At 64.4% G+C, this 18,471-nt stretch carries 20 protein-coding genes; 13 read left to right on the forward strand and 7 right to left on the reverse strand.

What is annotated here, in order from left to right; all coding sequences use genetic code 11:
* Nucleotides 1-11: 11 nt before the first annotated feature.
* Nucleotides 12-422, forward strand: coding sequence for a hypothetical protein (locus JN280_RS27310; RefSeq protein WP_202306988.1), 411 nt, complete (start codon nt 12-14; stop codon nt 420-422).
* 74 nt (nt 423-496) lie between these two features.
* On the opposite strand, the gene JN280_RS27315 is transcribed toward JN280_RS27310, so the two are convergent.
* Nucleotides 497-733, reverse strand: coding sequence for a DUF1127 domain-containing protein (locus JN280_RS27315; RefSeq protein WP_342215875.1), 237 nt, complete (start codon nt 731-733; stop codon nt 497-499).
* 92 nt (nt 734-825) lie between these two features.
* Between JN280_RS27315 and JN280_RS27320 the strand changes: the two genes are divergently transcribed.
* Nucleotides 826-2,241, forward strand: a complete 1,416-nt coding sequence (locus JN280_RS27320; RefSeq protein ID WP_202306990.1) for an aminotransferase-like domain-containing protein — start codon at nt 826-828, stop codon at nt 2,239-2,241.
* 11 nt (nt 2,242-2,252) lie between these two features.
* Here JN280_RS27320 and JN280_RS27325 read toward each other — a convergent pair whose 3' ends face one another.
* A complete protein-coding gene (locus JN280_RS27325; RefSeq protein WP_202306991.1) occupies nt 2,253-2,678 on the reverse strand; it encodes a hypothetical protein in 426 nt (141 codons plus the stop codon).
* Between the two features lie 56 nt (nt 2,679-2,734).
* Nucleotides 2,735-2,902, reverse strand: coding sequence for a Thivi_2564 family membrane protein (locus tag JN280_RS27330; protein ID WP_202306992.1), 168 nt, complete (start codon nt 2,900-2,902; stop codon nt 2,735-2,737).
* Nucleotides 2,903-3,112: 210 nt separating this feature from the next.
* On the opposite strand from JN280_RS27330, the gene purL reads away from it, so the two are divergent.
* On the forward strand, nt 3,113-5,347 hold the full coding sequence (gene purL / locus JN280_RS27335; RefSeq protein ID WP_202306993.1) for a phosphoribosylformylglycinamidine synthase subunit PurL: 2,235 nt from the start codon (nt 3,113-3,115) through the stop codon (nt 5,345-5,347).
* A 56-nt stretch (nt 5,348-5,403) separates the two neighbouring features.
* Here the strand turns inward: purL and JN280_RS27340 are convergent, their stop codons facing one another.
* Nucleotides 5,404-6,174, reverse strand: a complete 771-nt coding sequence (locus JN280_RS27340) for an IclR family transcriptional regulator (RefSeq protein ID WP_244742155.1) — start codon at nt 6,172-6,174, stop codon at nt 5,404-5,406.
* Nucleotides 6,175-6,307: 133 nt separating this feature from the next.
* Between JN280_RS27340 and JN280_RS27345 the strand changes: the two genes are divergently transcribed.
* From JN280_RS27345 to JN280_RS27390, 10 genes are all read left to right on the forward strand, one after another.
* Complete coding sequence (locus JN280_RS27345; RefSeq protein ID WP_202306995.1) at nt 6,308-7,057, forward strand: SDR family oxidoreductase; 750 nt, start codon at nt 6,308-6,310, stop codon at nt 7,055-7,057.
* Nucleotides 7,058-7,080: 23 nt separating this feature from the next.
* On the forward strand, nt 7,081-8,634 hold the full coding sequence (locus tag JN280_RS27350) for a sugar ABC transporter ATP-binding protein (protein WP_202306997.1): 1,554 nt from the start codon (nt 7,081-7,083) through the stop codon (nt 8,632-8,634).
* A complete protein-coding gene (locus JN280_RS27355) occupies nt 8,631-9,626 on the forward strand; it encodes an ABC transporter permease (RefSeq protein WP_202306999.1) in 996 nt (331 codons plus the stop codon). Before JN280_RS27350 ends, JN280_RS27355 begins: the two co-directional genes overlap by 4 nt.
* A gap of 97 nt (nt 9,627-9,723) precedes the next feature.
* Nucleotides 9,724-10,668, forward strand: coding sequence for an ABC transporter substrate-binding protein (locus JN280_RS27360; protein ID WP_202307001.1), 945 nt, complete (start codon nt 9,724-9,726; stop codon nt 10,666-10,668).
* 92 nt (nt 10,669-10,760) lie between these two features.
* Nucleotides 10,761-12,038 carry an L-fuconate dehydratase gene (locus JN280_RS27365; protein WP_202307003.1) on the forward strand — a complete coding sequence of 426 codons (1,278 nt, stop codon included), beginning with the start codon at nt 10,761-10,763 and terminating at the stop codon, nt 12,036-12,038.
* An 11-nt stretch (nt 12,039-12,049) separates the two neighbouring features.
* On the forward strand, nt 12,050-12,826 hold the full coding sequence (locus tag JN280_RS27370) for an SDR family oxidoreductase (protein WP_202307005.1): 777 nt from the start codon (nt 12,050-12,052) through the stop codon (nt 12,824-12,826).
* A gap of 203 nt (nt 12,827-13,029) precedes the next feature.
* Nucleotides 13,030-13,263 carry a BolA/IbaG family iron-sulfur metabolism protein gene (locus tag JN280_RS27375; protein ID WP_202307007.1) on the forward strand — a complete coding sequence of 78 codons (234 nt, stop codon included), beginning with the start codon at nt 13,030-13,032 and terminating at the stop codon, nt 13,261-13,263.
* Nucleotides 13,264-13,269: 6 nt separating this feature from the next.
* Nucleotides 13,270-13,920 carry an HAD family hydrolase gene (locus JN280_RS27380; RefSeq protein WP_202307009.1) on the forward strand — a complete coding sequence of 217 codons (651 nt, stop codon included), beginning with the start codon at nt 13,270-13,272 and terminating at the stop codon, nt 13,918-13,920.
* 267 nt (nt 13,921-14,187) lie between these two features.
* Nucleotides 14,188-14,523, forward strand: coding sequence for a Grx4 family monothiol glutaredoxin (grxD, locus tag JN280_RS27385; RefSeq protein WP_202307011.1), 336 nt, complete (start codon nt 14,188-14,190; stop codon nt 14,521-14,523).
* 103 nt (nt 14,524-14,626) lie between these two features.
* Nucleotides 14,627-15,874, forward strand: coding sequence for a multidrug effflux MFS transporter (locus tag JN280_RS27390; protein ID WP_202307014.1), 1,248 nt, complete (start codon nt 14,627-14,629; stop codon nt 15,872-15,874).
* 66 nt (nt 15,875-15,940) lie between these two features.
* Here JN280_RS27390 and JN280_RS27395 read toward each other — a convergent pair whose 3' ends face one another.
* The 3 genes from JN280_RS27395 to rpsD form a co-directional block, all read right to left on the reverse strand.
* Nucleotides 15,941-16,768: an inositol monophosphatase family protein gene (locus tag JN280_RS27395; protein WP_202307016.1), complete on the reverse strand. Its 828-nt coding sequence runs from the start codon at nt 16,766-16,768 to the stop codon at nt 15,941-15,943.
* Nucleotides 16,765-17,637, reverse strand: a complete 873-nt coding sequence (gene ttcA / locus JN280_RS27400) for a tRNA 2-thiocytidine(32) synthetase TtcA (protein ID WP_202307018.1) — start codon at nt 17,635-17,637, stop codon at nt 16,765-16,767. The genes JN280_RS27395 and ttcA overlap by 4 nt, the downstream gene beginning before the upstream one ends.
* 133 nt (nt 17,638-17,770) lie before the next feature.
* Nucleotides 17,771-18,388 carry a 30S ribosomal protein S4 gene (rpsD, locus tag JN280_RS27405; protein ID WP_202307022.1) on the reverse strand — a complete coding sequence of 206 codons (618 nt, stop codon included), beginning with the start codon at nt 18,386-18,388 and terminating at the stop codon, nt 17,771-17,773.
* Between the last annotated feature and the right edge of the window lie 83 nt (nt 18,389-18,471).

Genomic DNA, 18,471 nt, shown 5'->3' on the forward strand with positions numbered 1-18,471 from the left:
TGTTTCCACGCATGGTCTTTTTTCCGGCTGCAGCGGCGATCGGTGCAGCCGCCCTCCTCCTGGCTGCCTGCCAGTCGGGACCGAGGGAGAGCGGGATGAGCGTCTCGGGCAAGAGCGCCGCGCTGCGCACGATGGAGCAGGTGGCGATCGCCGCGCAGAAATGCTGGTTCGCCAGCAAGGATGCGGCCTTCCGCCCCTACCGCATGGCCAATGAGCTCAACTCGTTCAGCGGCAGGCCGCGCATCCTGCTGGTGCCGGCAAAGCACCCCGAGGGACGCCCGTTGCTCGTCGTCCAGGCCGAGGGAACGCCGGCGCGGCTGCAGGCCTTCGGGCCTCTGATGCAGGAACAACTCGGCGCCCGCATCGGCGCCGACGTGACCCGCTGGGCTTCCGGCGAAGCCGGCTGCGGCACCCCCGCCTGAGCAAGGGGACAACCGGCGGCGCTCCGCTCCGACCATCGGTCCGCGTTCTCGCATTCGGCCTGTTGGCTCAGCCGTCAATCCAGGAACGACCGCAGGCCTTCCCGCTCGGCGTCCGCCCGCGAGATGCCGATATCCTTGAGCTGATCGTCGGTCAGTTCGAGCAGGGCAAGCCGGCTGCGGCGCTTCGCCAGACGATCTTCGAGCCAGAGGATCGCCGACGTGATCACGACGACGATGCGCGTGACGAAACCCGATCGCTGATCCCCGACCGCTTCCGACGCTGCGACTGACATTGTGCGCATTGTACTCATTGAATTCATCCTCTGGCTCGATTTGGCCAAAATGTATGGGTTCAATCTAATGAATTGACTCGCATTGAATGGCAACATATAAAATTGTCACCATGACAAGTTGGGCACCCGATCTCTCCACCGGCGACGGACCGCTTTATTTGCGGCTGGCCAACCGCATCGAGAACGACATCGGCGAAGGGGTGCTGCCAGGCGGCACGAAGCTGCCGCCCCAACGCGACCTCGCCTATGATATCGGCGTCACCATCGGCACGGTCGGCCGTGCCTATGCGCTGCTTCGGGAGCGGGGCCTCGTCAGCGGCGAAGTCGGGCGCGGAACCTATGTGCTCGACCGCAGCGCTCCGGCGCCCGGATCACGTGTTCGGGCACCGGTGCCGGACGGAGGACTGCGGCATCTGGAAGCGCCGGCGGGGAAGATACGTTTCGACAGCACCGCCGCCCCCGATGTCGGCCAGGGCGCCATCATCGGCCGCATGCTGTCGGAGATATGCCGCGACAATCCCGGCGAGGTGGCGAGCTACACGCGATCCACCCCTGTGAGTTGGACTGAAGCGGGCAGCGTCTGGCTCGCGCGAGGCGGCTACCGCCCCGAACCCGACAGCATCGTCTCGACGCTTGGAGCGCACGCTGCCCTGGTGGCGGTAACGTCGGCCGCGACCGCGCCCGGCGATGCGATCGTCTTCGAAAACCTCACCTATTCGCAATTCGCCCGCAGCGCCGGGCTGATCGGCCGCCGTACGGTGCTGGTCCAGTCCGACGACCAGGGCGTGATACCGGAGGACTTCGAGAGGCTCTGTGCGCAACGGCACCCGAAACTCGCTTTCCTGATGCCGACCGCCCAGAATCCCACCGTCGCCATGATGCCGGAAAGCCGGCGGCGCGACATCGCGGAGATCGCGCGACGCCACAATGTCTGGCTGATCGAAGACGACCTCTACGGCGCCCTGGTCTCCGATCCGACGCCGATGCTGGCCGAATTCGCGCCGGAGCGTACTTTCGTGGTCGGCGGGCTTTCAAAATCCGTGGCGGCGGGCGTTCGCGGCGGCTGGGTGGCATGCCCGCCGCATTTCGCCCACAGGATCGCCGTTGCCCACAAAATGACAACCGGCGGGATGCCATTCGTCCTTGCGGAACTGAGCGCGCGCCTCGTCCTGTCGGGCGAGGCCGAACTGCTCCGGGAGCGCTGTCTGGACGAGGTCAACGCCAGGGTGAAACTCGCGCGCTCGATCCTGGCGGGCTTCGACCTGCGCTGGCAGACCAATATCCCCTTCGTCTGGCTCGGCCTGCCCGAACCATGGCTCTCCGGCACTTTCGCGAAGGCCGCGTTCGACGCGGGTATCCTTCTCGACGACGAGGACGAGTTCAAGGCCGGACGCTCGGAACAGGTCTATCATCGCGTCCGCCTCGGTCTCTCCACCCCGCGCACACGCGACGAGGTCACGGCCGGCTTGGAGGCCTTGCGCCGCCTGCTCGACGACGGGCGCGCCGGATACGACACCTACGGCTGACACCCCCGGCATCAGCGCTGGTCGTATCGCCACCAATGGTCCCGGCGCCGGTTCGGCGTGTGGCCGAGAACCATGCCGACCATGAAACCGGCGACCGCGCCCAGCATCATTGCCGACGAGACGGTGCCGGGATTGTCCTTCACCGCTTCGGAAACGGAATGGGCCCTGTTGCCGAGCGCCCTCGTCACTTTCGTCGCACGCCGCGAGGCGCTGTTGTACCAGCCGTGCGCCTCCCTGGCGACATGGCCCGCCTGCTCTGCCAGCATGTCGTCGATCCTGGCGATCTCATGCTGGAGTTCGGCGATCTGCTTCTCCATCGCGGTCCGGGTTTGGTTCTTTCTCGCCGCCACTCCCTGCGCTTTGCTCTGCACAGACTTTGAAGTGGATTTGCTTTGCGCCGTCTTGGGCGTGCCGTTTTGGAGCTGGGTATCTGCCATGGGACTTCCTTTCGAGGTTGAACATCCGGGCGGTGGCCCCCGGATGGCGGGCACGGTCAGAAGACCGCGAGATATCTCAGCAGCGAGATGATGCCGATGATGATGACAACGATCTGGGCGACCTGCCTGGTGCGTCCGTCGAGCGGCAGCCGGTTCACGAGCCACAGCACGAGCACGACCACCAGGAATGTCACAAGAATGCCGATGAGAAGACTTGCAGCCATCGTCCCTCGCTACTTCGAGATGGAAACAAGGATGGGAACGCGGGCCGCGCCGATCCGGTTCCGTCCCGCGGCCATGGCGCCGGATTTGCGCACCTTCGAGCTTCGGGAGAATTTGTGGCTTGCGTCCTTTTTTCTGCGATCGGCGGTGTAACCCGCAGGCGGGTTGGGCTATGACACGCCGAGCCAACCTTTGGGATCCGACCGCCGCCCATGACCATAAAAAACGCCGTCCCGATCACGCCGGAGCTTATCGCGGCCCACGGCCTGGGGCCCGACGAATATCAGCGCATTCTCGACCTCATCGGCCGTGAGCCGAGCTTCACCGAACTCGGCATCTTCTCCGCCATGTGGAACGAGCACTGCTCGTACAAATCCTCCAAGAAATGGCTCCGCACCCTGCCGACCACGGGCCCGCAGGTCATCCAGGGACCCGGCGAGAACGCCGGCGTCGTGGATATCGGCGACGGCGAGGCGGTGGTCTTCAAGATGGAGAGCCACAACCATCCCTCATACATCGAGCCCTATCAGGGTGCGGCGACCGGCGTCGGCGGCATTCTGCGCGACGTCTTCACCATGGGCGCTCGGCCGATCGCGGCTATGAACGCGCTGCGTTTCGGCGCACCCGATCATCCCAAGACCCGGCATCTGGTGGCCGGTGTCGTCGCCGGCGTCGGAGGCTACGGCAATTCCTTCGGCGTGCCCACGGTCGGCGGGGAGGTTAATTTCGACCCCCGCTACAACGGCAACTGTCTGGTCAACGCGTTTGCCGCGGGCCTCGCGAAGACGGATGCGATCTTCTACTCCAAGGCCGAAGGCGTCGGCCTGCCGGTCGTCTATCTCGGCGCCAAGACCGGACGCGACGGCGTCGGTGGCGCTACCATGGCTTCGGCCGAGTTCGACGACAAGATCGAGGAGAAGCGCCCGACCGTCCAGGTCGGCGACCCCTTCACCGAAAAATGCCTGCTCGAAGCCTGCCTCGAGCTGATGGCGTCGGGCGCTGTGATCGCCATCCAGGACATGGGGGCTGCGGGCCTCACCTGCTCGGCGGTCGAGATGGGGGCCAAGGGCGATCTCGGCATCGAGCTCGACCTCGACAAGGTGCCAGTGCGCGAGGAGCGCATGAGCGCCTATGAGATGATGCTGTCGGAAAGCCAGGAGCGCATGCTCATGGTGCTGCGTCCGGAAAAGGAAGAGCAGGCCGAGGCGATCTTCCGCAAATGGGGACTCGATTTCGCCATTGTCGGACGGACCACCGACGATCTGCGCTTCCGCATCCTGCATCAGGGCGAGGAAGTCGCTGACCTGCCGATCAAGGAACTCGGCGACCAGGCGCCCGAATACGACCGGCCCTGGACCGAACCCAAGCCGCAGCCGGCACTGGCCGATGACGACATCCCTACGGCCGACGTGGCCGATGCCCTGCTGACACTGCTCGGCGGGCCCGACCTTTCCAGCCGGCGCTGGGTCTGGGAACAATATGACACGCTGATCCAGGGCAATTCCCTGCAGCGTCCCGGCGGCGATGCCGGCGTGGTGCGCGTCGACGGCCATCCGACCAAGGCGCTGGCCTTCTCCTCGGACGTCACCCCCCGCTATTGCGAGGCCGATCCTTATGAAGGCGGCAAGCAGGCGGTCGCCGAATGCTGGCGCAACCTGACCGCCACCGGCGCCCTGCCCCTGGCTGCCACCGACAATCTGAATTTCGGCAATCCGGAACGGCCCGAGATCATGGGCCAGTTCGCTCGGGCCGTCACCGGCATCGGCGACGCCTGCCGCGCCCTGGATTTCCCGATCGTCTCCGGCAACGTCTCGCTCTACAACGAGACCAACGGGCAGGCGATCCTGCCGACCCCGACCATCGGCGGCGTCGGCCTCGTCCGCGACTGGACGAAAATGGCGCGCGCCGGCTTCGCCGCCGAAGACGAGGCCATCATCCTGGTCGGTGCGCCACCCTCCTGGGGCACGCATCTCGGCCAGTCCATCTATCTTCGCGACATCCATGGCCGCCAGGACGGGCCGCCGCCGCCGGTCGACCTCGCCCATGAGCGGAACGTGGGCGACTTCGTGCGCGCGCTCGTCACCTCGGGCATGGCGACCGCGGCGCACGACCTTTCCGACGGTGGTCTCGCCGTTGCCCTCGCGGAAATGGCAATGGCCGGCAACATCGGCGCGACAGTCAATCAATTGAACGACTTGTCGCCGATACCTCTGTTCTTCGGTGAAGATCAGGGCCGCTACCTCGTCACCATACCGCGCGACAAGGTCGACTGGTTCTACGAGGAACACCTGAAGGACAGCGGGATCTTCGCGCCCTTTATCGGCACGACCGGTGGACAAGAACTGAAGCTCGGCGAAGCGCGTGCGATCGGCATCGATGAATTGCGCGCCGCGCATGAGGGATGGTTCCCGGCCTATATGGCCGGCGACCTTCCACCGGAGAATTAGGTCGTCAAGGCTCGCCCACCCTGACGGACAGCCGACTGTCTGTCAGGCCATTTCCGTCACGACAGTGAAAGGCGTTCCGCGACACCGCGCAAAAGGCCGAGCACTGCATTGATGTCGACCTTCGCCCCCTCGTCGAGCCTCCGGATGAAGGGACACGTTAGGACGGCAAGTGCACGGCGTTCCGGCGACAGCACCGGCACACTGATGTCGCTGATACCAGCGATCTGGCGGCTGTCGCCGATCCGGTAGCCCGCTTCCCGGTAGCTTTTCAGTTCGGGCGCGATCCGTGCGAGAACCTCCGTGTTTCCGGATCCCTCCCATCGGGCCAGCATCTCCGACTTCGCCACCGGTTCCTGGAAAGCGAGAAGCGTCAGGCCGGAGCCGGTGGTCAGGAGTTCGATGCGCGCGCCGATCCTGATGCCGAATTCCCAGTTTCCGGGGCTGCTCGCATGAGCCACGACGATGGCCGCATCACGATCCATGGCCACAAGGTGGCACGATTGGCCGGCTTCCCGGGCAAAGGCATCCATCAACGGCAAGGCACGCGCCACAAGCCTACGGACCGGCGGGTGACGATGGGCCAGCACGAAGAGTTTCATGGTCAGCGCATATCGGTCGCCCTCGGGTGACCGGCTCACATAGTCGCGCGCGACCAGCCTCTCCAGCATCCGATAGACCTCGCTTGGACCGCGCCCCATGGCCTTGACGATCTCGGCGCGCGTCAACCCTCCCGGCTGCTCGGAAAGAAGCTCAAGAATGTCCAGCCCCTTGTCGAGCGCCGGTGCCCTGTAACGGTCGTCCTTTTCCGGTTCCGTTGCGGTGTTCAATGGCTTCCGTCCCATGCCCCCGGCTCCCTGCAGGTCAGTGTCGCTGCCTTCGATTTCTCAGTTTACATATGAATAGCTTGTTCGTATATAGACAACACGAACGCAAGCTGGCTGCTGGAGGAGGCGACGAGCCGTGCGATTGGATGGGAAACGCATCTTCATTTCTGCGGCGGCGCAAGGCATCGGCCGGGCGAGCGCGCTGGCATGCGCCGCCGAAGGCGCTCGCGTGATCGCTACCGATATCGACGCGGAGGCGCTGTCCACGCTCGTCGATGAAGACAACAGGATCGAGTGTCATCGCCTCGATATGCGCGATGGAGGCTCGGTCGCGGCATTTGCCGGACGGCAGCCGCCGCTCGACGGGCTCTTCAATTGCGCCGGTTTCGTGCACAACGGCACGATCCTCGATTGCAGCGAGGACGACTGGGATTTCAGCTTCGACCTCAACGTCAAGAGCATGTATCACGCCATCCGGGCGTTCCTGCCGGGGATGCTCGAACAGGCAGGGAAGACCGGCGGGGCCGCCATCCTCAACATGGCGTCGATGGCTTCCTCGATCAAAGGTTTCCCCAACCGGCTGCTCTATGGCGCGACCAAGGCGGCCGTGATCGGCCTGACCAAAGGCATGGCCGCGGACTATGTCGGGCGGGGCCTGCGCTGCAACGCGCTTTGTCCAGGCACGGTCGACACGCCATCGCTTCGCAGCCGCATCGCCGCTGCTCCCGACCCGGTCCAGGCAGAGAAGGATTTCATTGCGCGCCAGCCGGTCGGCCGGCTCGCGCAGGCCTCCGACATCACGCCGCTGGTGGTCTATCTGCTCTCCGACGAATCGCGCTTCGTCACCGGCCAGGCCGTCCTCGTGGACGGCGGCGTCACCATCTGACGGCGGGAGGCGCAAAGGACGTCATGACCGCTCTCGTCGCCATGACCGATATCGGCAAGTCCTTTCCGGGCGTTCGGGCGCTGCACAAGGCGCGGCTGGAGCTTCGTTCGGGGGAGGTTCATGCGCTGATGGGCGAGAACGGCGCCGGCAAGTCGACGCTGATGAAGATCCTCGCCGGGATCTATGCGCGCGACGAAGGCAAGATCCTGCTCGACGGCAAGCCGGTCGAGATCGGCTCGCCGCGCCAGGCACAGGATCTCGGCATCGGAATCATCCATCAGGAACTGAACCTGATGCCGGACCTGACGGCCGCGCAGAACATCTTCATCGGACGCGAGCCGCGCAAATGGCCCGGCTTCCTGCTCGACGAGGCGAAGCTCAATGCCCAGGCCGCCGAAATTTTTGCCGCCATGCATCTCAGGCTCGATCCCCGCACGCCGGTGGGGCGGCTGACAATCGCCCGCCAGCAGATGGTGGAGATCGCCAAGGCCTTGTCGCACCGATCGCGCGTGCTGGTCATGGACGAACCCACGGCGGCGCTGAACGACGCAGAGATCAATGAACTCTTCGCCATCATCGGGAAACTGAAGGCCGAGGGCGTGGGCATCATCTACATCTCGCACAAGATGGACGAGTTGAAGCGCATCGCCGATCGGGTGACCGTGATGCGGGACGGCGAGTATATCGGCACGATGCCGGCCAAATCGACGCCGGTGGACAAGATCATCTCCATGATGGTCGGTCGTGCCCTCTCCGACGACCGTGCCGCCGCCCCCGCCCATGCCGATGCCGATGCCGAAATCATGCTCGAGGTGTCGGGCCTCAACCGCGGATCGGAGATCCGCGACGTCAGCTTTTCGGTCCGCAAGGGCGAGATCCTCGGCTTCGCCGGGTTGATGGGCGCCGGCCGCACGGAAGTCGCACGCGCCATCTTCGGTGCGGATCGGCTGGACAGCGGCGAGATCTTCGTGTGCGGCCGCAAGGTCGACATCCGCAAGCCGCAGGACGCGGTGCGCGCCGGCATCGGCTATCTTTCGGAAGACCGCAAGCATTTCGGCCTCGCCGTCGGCATGGATGTGCGCAACAACATCGCCATGGCGAGCCTCGGCCGGTTCACCGGCCCCGGCGGGTTGCTGAAAGAAGCCGCCATGCACGAGGCGGCGACGCGCTATATCGGTCAACTCGCCATCAAGACGCCTTCCGACAAGCAGGAAGCGCGGCTGCTTTCCGGCGGCAATCAGCAGAAGATCGTCATCGCCAAATGGCTGCTGCGCGACTGCGAGATACTGATCTTCGACGAGCCGACGCGCGGCATCGACGTCGGCGCCAAGAGCGAGATCTACAAGCTGCTCAACGCACTTGCCGGGCAAGGCCGCGCGGTCATCGTCATCTCCTCCGAACTGCCCGAGATCCTGCGGCTCAGCCATCGCATCGCCGTGATGTGCGAGGGACGGCTGACCGGCGTCCTTCCCGGCGGCGCTTCCCAGGAGGAGATCATGCAACTGGCGACGCAACGCGGCGGCTCTGGCAAGGCGAGCGAAGGTGGAATCTGGCCGGCACAGGGAGAGAGCAGATGAGCGCGACAACAACCGGGACGACCGCCCCTTCCACCCGGTTCTCCGGCGCCCAGCACAGGCTGCTTGCCTTCGCCAGCCTGATCATTCTGATGGTGGTCTTCAGCCTCGCCTCGCCCAATTTCCTTCAGACCAGCAACGTCATCACGATCCTTCAGGCCACCTCGGTCAACGGGGTGCTGGCGATCGCCGCGACGCTGGTCATCATCACCGGCGGCATCGACCTTTCGGTCGGCACCCTGATGACCTTCTGTGCCGTCATCGCCGGCGTCGTTCTGACCTTCTGGGGCATGCCGATCGGTCTCGGCGTCCTGGCGGCGATCCTGGCGGGGGCCTTGAGCGGAACCATCTCCGGCACCTTCGTCGCCAAGCTAAAGATTCCGCCCTTCATCGCCACGCTCGGCATGATGCTCATTCTCAAGGGCCTGTCGCTGGTCATTTCAGGCACGCGGCCGATCTATTTCAACGACACGCCCGGCTTCACCCAGATCTCCCAGGGTTCGATCATCGGCGCTGTCGTTCCCGCATTGCCCATCCCCAACGGCGTGCTCATCCTGTTCCTGGTGGCGATCGCGGCAAGCTTCATCCTCGAACGGACCGTTCTCGGCCGCTTCACCTTCGCGCTCGGCAGCAACGAAGAGGCGGTGCGCCTTTCCGGCGTCAACACCGACCGCTGGAAGATCGCCGTCTATGCGCTCGCCGGCGGCATCTGCGGCATCGCCGGACTGCTCATCGCCTCCCGGCTCAACTCGGCCCAGCCGGCGCTTGGACAAGGTTATGAACTCGATGCGATCGCCGCGGTGGTGATCGGCGGCACGTCGCTCAGCGGCGGGCGCGGCACGATCGTCGGCACGCTGATCGGAGCCCTGATCATGAGCGTGCTCGCAAACGGCCTGCGCATCCTGTCGGTCGCCCAGGAATGGCAGACCGTGGTGACGGGTTCGATCATCATTCTTGCCGTGTACACCGACATTTTGCGGCGGCGACGGCTTTGACCGGGCCGTGCTTCGCGCAGCGCCTGCGCTGCGCCAACATCAAGAAGAGACGCTGAAGCTCCGACGAACCGATCAAGACTTACCCCAAGGAGGAAACATGTTTACTCGTCGCACCGTCCTCGGCGTTCTGAGCGCCGCAACGTTCCTCGGCTATGGCACGATGGCCATGGCCCAGGACAAGATGTACATCCCCCTGGTCTCCAAGGGCTTCCAGCATCAGTTCTGGCAGGCCGTCAAGACCGGGGCCGACAAGGCCGCCGCCGATCTCGGCGTCGAGGTCACCTTCGAGGGGCCGGATTCGGAATCGCAGGTCGACCGCCAGATCGACATGCTGGCGGCAGCGCTCGCCAAGAAACCCGCTGCGATCGGCCTTGCCGCGCTGGACAGCCAGGCCGCCATCCCGCTGCTGCAGCAGGCCAAGGACGCCAACATCGCCGTGGTAGCCTTCGATTCCGGCGTCGACAGCGACATTCCCGTCGCAACCGCGTCGACCAACAACCTCGCCGCGGCGGCTCTTGCCGCCGACAAGATGGCCGAGTTGATCGGCGGCGAAGGCAGGGTCGCTCTCGTCGTGCACGACCAGACCAGCCGCACCGGGATCGACCGGCGCGACGGCTTCGTCAACCGCATCAAGGAAGCCTATCCGAAGATCGAGATCGTCGCGATCGAATATGGCGAGGGCGACCATCTCAAGTCCACCGAGATCACCAAGGCCATCCTGCAGGCGAACCCGGACCTGAAGGGCATGTTCGGCGCCAATGAAGGCTCGGCCATCGGCGTCGTCAACGGCGCGAGGGAACTGGGGCGCAAGCTGGTCATCATCGGCTACGATTCGGGCGCCCAGCAGAAGAAGGCGATCAACGACGGAGAAATGGCCGGCGCCATCACCCAGAACCCGGTCGGCATCGGCTACAAGACGGTCGAGGCCGCGGTGAAGGCGGCCAAGGGCGAGCCGGTCGAGAAGAACATCGACACCGGCTTCTACTATTACGACAAGTCGAACATCGACAATCCGGAGATCGCCGCCGTCCTTTACGACTGACCCAGCCATCGACCGGAGGCGGCCCGTCGCCTCCGGTCCTCTATATAGTTCAGGCATGGATGCAATTGCTCCCTGCCGTAGGAATCCGACCAATGACCACCATCACCGACATGCAGGTGCTCGACCTGCGCTTCCCGACGTCCCAGCATCTCGACGGTTCGGATGCAATGAACCCGGACCCGGACTATTCCGCCGCCTATGTCATCCTGAAGACCGACGCCGCCGGTCTCGAAGGGCACGGGCTCACCTTTACCATCGGCCGCGGCAACGAGATCTGCTGTGCCGCGATCGAGGCGATGCGCCATTTGGTCGTCGGGCTCGACATGGCGGAAGCGACGGCGGACATGGGCGCCTTCTGGCGCCATGTCACCTCGGACAGCCAATTGCGCTGGATCGGCCCTGACAAGGGCGCCATCCACCTCGCCACCGGCGCCGTAGTCAATGCTGTCTGGGACCTGTGGGCGAAGATGGTCAGCAAGCCCGTCTGGCGGCTGGTCGCCGACATGAGCCCGGAAGAGTTCGTCCGCTGCATCGACTTCCGCTACATCAGCGACTGCATCACGCCGGACGAAGCGCTGGCCATATTGCGCGACAAGGCGCCTGACAAGGCCAAACGGATCGCCACGCTCGAGCGGGAGGGCTACGCCTGCTACACCACCTCTGCCGGCTGGCTCGGCTATGACGACGACAAGCTGCGGCGCCTTTGCCGCGAGGCGATCGACGCCGGCTTCAACCACATCAAGCTCAAGGTCGGCCGCGACAAGGCCGACGACATCCGTCGCCTGCGCATCGCCCGTGAAGTGCTGGGTCCCGAACGCAAGCTGATGATCGACGCCAACCAGGTCTGGGAGGTCGACCAGGCGATCGACTGGGTGCGCGACCTCACCTTCGCCTCGCCCTGGTTCATCGAGGAGCCGACCAGCCCCGACGACATCGAAGGCCACCGCAAGATCCGCGAAAGCGTGGCGCCCATCCAGGTCGCGACCGGCGAGATGTGCCAGAACCGCATCATGTTCAAGCAGTTCATCATGCGCGGCGCCATCGACGTCGTGCAGATCGATGCCTGCCGCCTGGGCGGGGTCAACGAAATCCTGGCCGTGCTGTTGATGGCCGCGAAATATGGTCTGCTCGTGTGTCCTCACGCCGGCGGCGTCGGGCTCTGCGAATATGTCCAGCATCTTGCGATGATCGACTACATCTGTGTCGCCGGCACGCGCGAAGGCCGCGTCGTCGAATATGTCGACCATCTCCATGAGCACTTCAAGGAACCCTGCGTCATCCGCGATGCGGCCTATATGCCGCCGGCAGCGCCGGGCTTTTCGATCGAGATGAAGCCAGCTTCGCTCGAAACCTATCGCTTCGGCGCCTGAAGGAGGCAATCTTGGATCTCGGACTACGGGACAAGGTCGTGATCGTCACCGGGGGCGGCGCCGGGATCGGCGGCGCGATCACCCTCGGCCTTGTCGCAGAAGGCGCGATACCGGTGATATTCGGCCGCAGCCCGCTGACTGCGGATTTCGCCGACCACCTGAACGAACGGGCCCCTCAGGCCAGATTCGTCCAGGTCGACCTGATGGATGACGATGCCTGCAAGGCTGCGGTCGAGGAGGCTATCGGCGTCTTCGGCCGCATCGACCATCTCGTCAACAATGCCGGCGTCAACGACAGTATAGGATTGGAGGCCGGTCCGGCGGCGTTTCGCGCGTCGCTGGAGCGGAACCTGATCCACTATTACGTCCTGGCGCATCACTGCCTGCCCTGGCTCAAGGCTTCACGTGGCTCGATCGTCAACATCTCGTCCAAGACCGCGCTCACCGGCCAGGGCAACACCAGCGGCTATTGCGCGGCGAAGGGCGCCCAGCTCTCGCTGACCCGCGAATGGGCGGCCGCGCTGCGCGAAGATGGTGTCAGGGTGAATGCGGTCATTCCGGCCGAGGTGATGACGCCGCTCTACGAGAAGTGGCTGCAGACCTTCGACGACCCAGATGCGAAGCGCGCTGAGATCACCCGGCGCATTCCGCTCGGCAGGCGCATGACCAGAGCCGAGGAGATCGCCGACACCGTCATCTTCCTGCTTTCGGATCGCGCCAGCCACACGACTGGCCAATGGCTTTTCGTAGACGGCGGCTATACGCATCTGGATCGCGCGCTCGACTGATCGCCGCTCATCCCCTGCGGCTTGGATTTCGACCGTCCCGCGATTGACCCCGGCAGGGCTTGCCGCCATATCTCTAGATGTATCGGCCCGACGAGCAGACTCGATCGTCGGCTGGATGCGTTGAAGCATGGTCCTGGAACTCCTTTGCGTGCCGAACAGAACACGCCGCGCTCCAGGGGCAGTTCGGAACGGGAGACTCGCCAGTGGCAATGGACGCGCGTGACATCGAACGGCTGATCAAGGAAGGCATTCCGGACGCCAAGGTGACGATCCGCGACCTCGCCGGCGACGGCGATCACTACGCCGCCGAAGTGGTGGCGGAGAGCTTCCGCGGCAAGAGCCGCGTCCAGCAGCACCAGATGGTCTACGAGGCGCTGAAGGGCAACATGGGAGGCGTCCTGCACGCGCTCGCCCTGCAGACCAGCGCTCCGGAATAAGTCCCTGTGCGATCGGTCCTTTTCGACGTCGACGGCGTGCTGGTTCACAGTCTCTTCCACGACATCCCCGAACGCCGCCGACGCTGGGACCGCTACCTTCTCGAAGATACGGGGGTCGACCCCGAAGCCTTCCAGACATTCTTCGGTCCCGCTTTCATGGAGGTCATCGAAGGCAGGGTTTCGCTGGTCACGGCGCTGGAGGCGTTCCTGCCGACCGTCGGCTATCATCTCTCGCCGCTCGGCTTCATCGACTACTGGCTGGCGCGCGACACGCATGTCAACCTCCAGCTCATGAGCCTCGTCGGCAGGTTGCGGGCATCAGGTCCGGTACGCCTCTACCTGGCGACCAATCAGGAGCATCTGCGCGCCTTCCACCTCTGGGACAAAGTGGGCCTGAAGCACCATTTCGACGACATGTTCTACGCAGCCCGGATGGGTGTCGCCAAGCCGGACCCGGAGTTCTTCCGCCGTGTCGAGACGCGGATCGGCCCTCAGCGGGAGCCGCCGCTCCTGTTCGACGATTCGCGTTCCGTCGTTGCCGCAGCCAATGAATTCGGCTGGGAAGGCGTGTTGTTTTCGGATGTCGAGGATTGCGCCGGGCATTCCTGGATCGCCGGGCGGCTCGGCACCGTCATGGCCGGCCAGACACAGCGATAACAGGGCCGGCGGGGAGACAAGGAGCGTCGCGGCACAGCGACACCCATTGCGAAGACGTCCAACGCCGGAAGCACCGTTACGGCCTGTCGATTTCATAGGCAAGTCCGCTGCACTGGAAAGCCGGTCTGGATCAACGAAACTGTGCCAGCAAGATGTGCCGGCTATCTTCAAAGCTTCTTGCATGCGTCTTGTTTCGAGCCGCCGAACGGTCTATCTCATGGTCATGTTTCGAGCCTGCATGATCCGCGGGCGTGAAAGGACTTCTCTATGAGCGGCATATCCGAATACATCGACAGCGAGGTGAAGGGCAACGACGTCGTTCTCTTCATGAAGGGCACTCCGGGCTTTCCGCAGTGCGGATTCTCCGGCCAGGTCGTCCAAATTCTCGACTATCTCGGCGTGGACTACAAAGGCGTGAACGTGCTCACCTCGAACGAGCTTCGCCAGGGCATCAAGGACTATTCGAGCTGGCCGACCATCCCCCAGCTCTATGTCAAGGGCGAGTTCGTGGGCGGTTGCGATATCGTCCGCGAGATGTTCCAGGCCGGTGAACTGCAACCCTTCCTCGAGGAGAAGGGCGTCAGCGCCAAGGGCGCTGCCTGATCCCATAAGCGGAGCCCTCGGGGACGATCGCTCCCGGGTTAAGCCTCTGACGATGCGCCGGCGCCTGCCGGCGCATTTTCATTTTGCGCGAGAGGGAACGACGATGGATGCACAAGTTTCGGCCGGGGGCACAGGAAGCCGTCTCTCCATTCCCCGCTGGGAGTTCATCGCGCTCGCCGCGGCGCTCATGGCGCTCAATGCGCTGGCCATCGACATCATGCTGCCTGGCCTCCAGCAGATCGGCGCCAGCCTCGGCGTGGAGAGCGAGAACCACAGGCAATATGTCATCACGGCCTATGTGATCGGCTTCGGCCTGCCGCAACTCCTCTACGGTCCGATTTCCGACTGGCTCGGACGGCGTCCGCCGCTGCTGTTCGGCCTTGCCATCTATGTGATCGCGGCCTTCTGCGCTTCCTTCGCGCCGACCTTCGAGACTTTGCTGCTTCTGCGCTTCATCCAGGGTGTCGGCGCCTCGGCCACCCGTGTGATCGCGGTCTCCTTCGTTCGCGACGTCTTCGGCGGTCGCGCCATGGCCGAGGTCATGTCCCTGGTGTTCATGGTGTTCATGATCGTGCCCGTCGTCGCGCCGGGTGTCGGACAGCTGGTGATGCTGTTCTCCGAATGGCACATGATCTTCGTGTTCATGGGCCTGGCTTCGCTCGTCATCACGCTCTGGACCGCACGCCGGCTGCCCGAGACGCTGGAGCCCGAGCGCCGCCGGCCCTTCACGGTCGCCTCCGCGCTGGAGGGCTTCCGCATCGTGCTCTCCAACCGGCTGGCGCTGGGCTACACGCTGGCGACGATGCTGGTGTTCGGCGGCCTGTTCGGCTTCATAAACTCGGCCCAGCAGGTCTATGTCGGCATCTACGGCCTCGGCGTCTGGTTCCCGGTCCTGTTCGCGGCGGTCGCGGCGATGATGGCGGTCTCGTCCTTCGTCAATTCGCGCCTCGTGGGACGCTTCGGCATGCGCCGCCTGTCGCATGGCGCGCTTATCGGCTTCCTCGCCGTCAATACGATCCTGTTCGGGCTGGCGCTGCTGGGGCCGGTGCCGCTGGTCGTGTTTGTCGGGCTCTTCACCGTCGCCATGCTGCAATTCGGCTGGATCGGCTCGAATTTCAACGCCATCGCCATGGAGCCTCTCGGCCATGTCGCTGGAACGGCGTCATCCGTTCAGGGCTTCGTCCAGACGGTCGGCGGCGCGGTTATCGGCGCGCTCATCGGCCAGGCCTTCGACGGCACGGTGATGCCGCTCACGGCCGGCTTCTTCCTGCTGTCGATCCTTGCGCTCCTGCTGGTGCTGTTCGCCGAGCACGGCAAACTGTTCCAGGTGCACGGCAAGCCGACGCACTGAGTTCAGCTACGGTTGGGAAGAGAGGGCTATCGCGTATCGAGGGTGGCCGGCGGACTGCGTCCAGCCCTACTCCGCCCAGAGCTCGCGCCGCAATTCCTGCCAGCTCTCTTTGTCCGGAGCCACCAGCAGGCCGCCGTCGACATGGGAAGCGTTGTAGGCGCTGCCATCGAAACGGGCCGCGTGCCCACCCGCCTCCGCATGGATGAGCACGCCGGCGAGGTGATCCCAGGGCATCAGCTTGTTGTAGACCACGAAGTGGCCGAAGCCCGTGGCAAGCAGCCGGTACTCGCAGGCGGCCGCGCGATAGTTGAACTGCGACAGCGTCCTGACATGATTGCGCGCGAGCCGCGACCGCTCCGGCTCCGGCAGGAAGCTGAAGGAGATCGCGCCGGTCATCTGCGACATCGGGACCGGATCGGCAACGCGCGCCTTTTCCAGGTTGCCGTTGGAATGCCTGACATGGCTGCCAGCACCCTTCGCGCCGATCAACCAGTCCTTGCCCACTGGATCGTGGATGATGCCGGCGACCGTCTCGCCCTTGACGACGACGGCGAGCATGACGCCGAACAGCGGCATGCCGGAAGCGAAGTTGAAGGTGCCGTCGACAGGGTCGATGACGAAGGCGAGTGGCGCCTCGCCGAGCCCGTCGAGAATGCCGGGATTTTCCGAATGCGCTTCCTCGCCGATGATCACCGCGTCTGGATAGCGCTCGCGCAATCTTGCCGTGATCACGCGCTCCGCATTGACGTCGGCTTCCGTCACCAGATCCGCGGCCGAGGTCTTTTGCCTGATGTCGCCTCGATCGAGGCGCCGGAAGCGCGGCATGATCTCGGAGGTCGCGGCGTCGGCGAGCAGCGCCGCCAGCCAGTCGATTGCGTTGTCGTCAAAGGTCATGCGGTTCCTGCGTCGGCTGATTGTTCGTTGAGGGCGGCGAAGTCGAAAAGCTTGCGGTCGAGGAGATGCGAGGGCCTGACATTGCCGAGGGCGCGGATCATCGTGTCCTTGCGGCCCGGCATGCGCCGTTCGATATCTTCCAGCATCGCCTTCATGGCGTTGCGCTGCAGCCCTTCCTGGCTGCCGCACAAATCACAGGGGATGATCGGGAAGCGCATGCCATCGGCGAATTTGGCGAGGTCGTTCTCCGCGCAATAGGAGAGCGGGCGCAGCACCATCACGTCGCCTTCGTCGTTGAGCAGCTTCGGCGGCATCGCCGCCATGCGGCCGCCATGGAAGAGGTTCATGAAGAAGGTCTCGAGGATATCCTCGCGATGGTGCCCGAGCACCAGCGCGGCGCAGCCCTCTTCCCGCGCGATCCGGTAGAGATGACCGCGGCGAAGGCGCGAGCAGAGCGAACAATAGGTGTTGCCCTCGGCGATCTTGTCGGTGACCACCGAATAGGTGTCCTGATATTCGATGCGGTGCGCGATGCCGTGCCCGTTCAGATAATCGGGCAGGATGTGCTTGGGAAAATTCGGCTGGCCCTGGTCGAGATTGCAGGCCAGAAGCTCCACCGGCAGCAGGCCGCGCCATTTCAGGTCGAGCAGCAGCGCGAGCAGGCCGTAAGAATCCTTCCCGCCAGAGAGCGCCACCAGCCAGCGGTCGCCCGGCCGAACCATGGCGAAGTCGGCAATCGCCTGGCGCGTATTGCGCAGCAGCCGCTTGCGCAGCTTGTTGAACTCGACCGAGGACGGCACGTCCCGGAACAACGGGTGTGTCGCACCTTCGGCGTCGGAAATCTCGTCTGGGGACTGGTGCACTGTCATGGCCGACTCCTGCGCCCCGTTCCATAGAGCATTACTGCGACGTGCGTCCACTTGGACGCGCAAGGGAGGTCCCGGACCAAAAGAAAAAGGCCGCGATCGGGCGCGGCCTTTTTCGGTATTCGGATGCGAACGGTTAGCGCGAGTAGAACTCGACGACCAGGTTCGGCTCCATCTGCACGGCGAACGGCACATCGGCCAGGCCCGGCACGCGCTGATAGGTCGCGGTCATCTTGTTGTGGTCGGCTTCGATGTAGTCGGGCACGTCGCGCTCGGCGAGCTGGACCGATTCCAGCACCAGGACGAGCTGCTTCGACTTCTCGCGCACCTCGATCACGTCGCCCGGACGGCAGCGATAAGAACCGATGTTCACGCGCTTGCCGTTCACATTGATGTGGCCGTGGTTCACGAACTGGCGCGCGGCGAAGATCGTCGGAACGAACTTGGCGCGATAGACGATGGCGTCGAGGCGCGACTCGAGAAGGCCGATCAGGTTCTCGGAGGTGTCGCCCTTGCGGCGATTGGCCTCGTCATAGACCTTGCGGAACTGCTTCTCGGAGACGTCGCCGTAGTGACCCTTCAGCTTCTGCTTGGCGCGGAGCTGCAGGCCGAAGTCGGACATCTTGCCCTTGCGGCGCTGGCCATGCTGGCCGGGGCCGTATTCACGCTTGTTGACCGGGGACTTCGGACGGCCCCAGACGTTCTCGCCAAGACGGCGGTCGAGCTTGTATTTTGCGGATTCGCGCTTGCTCATCGCATTCCCTTCACAATATTGCACCGGAACCCCATGTTCCGGGCAGAGGAAACGCGCCCTCCTCTGGCCTCCGTTTTCGAGAC

It is taken from the genome of Mesorhizobium sp. L-8-10 (assembly GCF_016756635.1).
Classification (GTDB): domain Bacteria; phylum Pseudomonadota; class Alphaproteobacteria; order Rhizobiales; family Rhizobiaceae.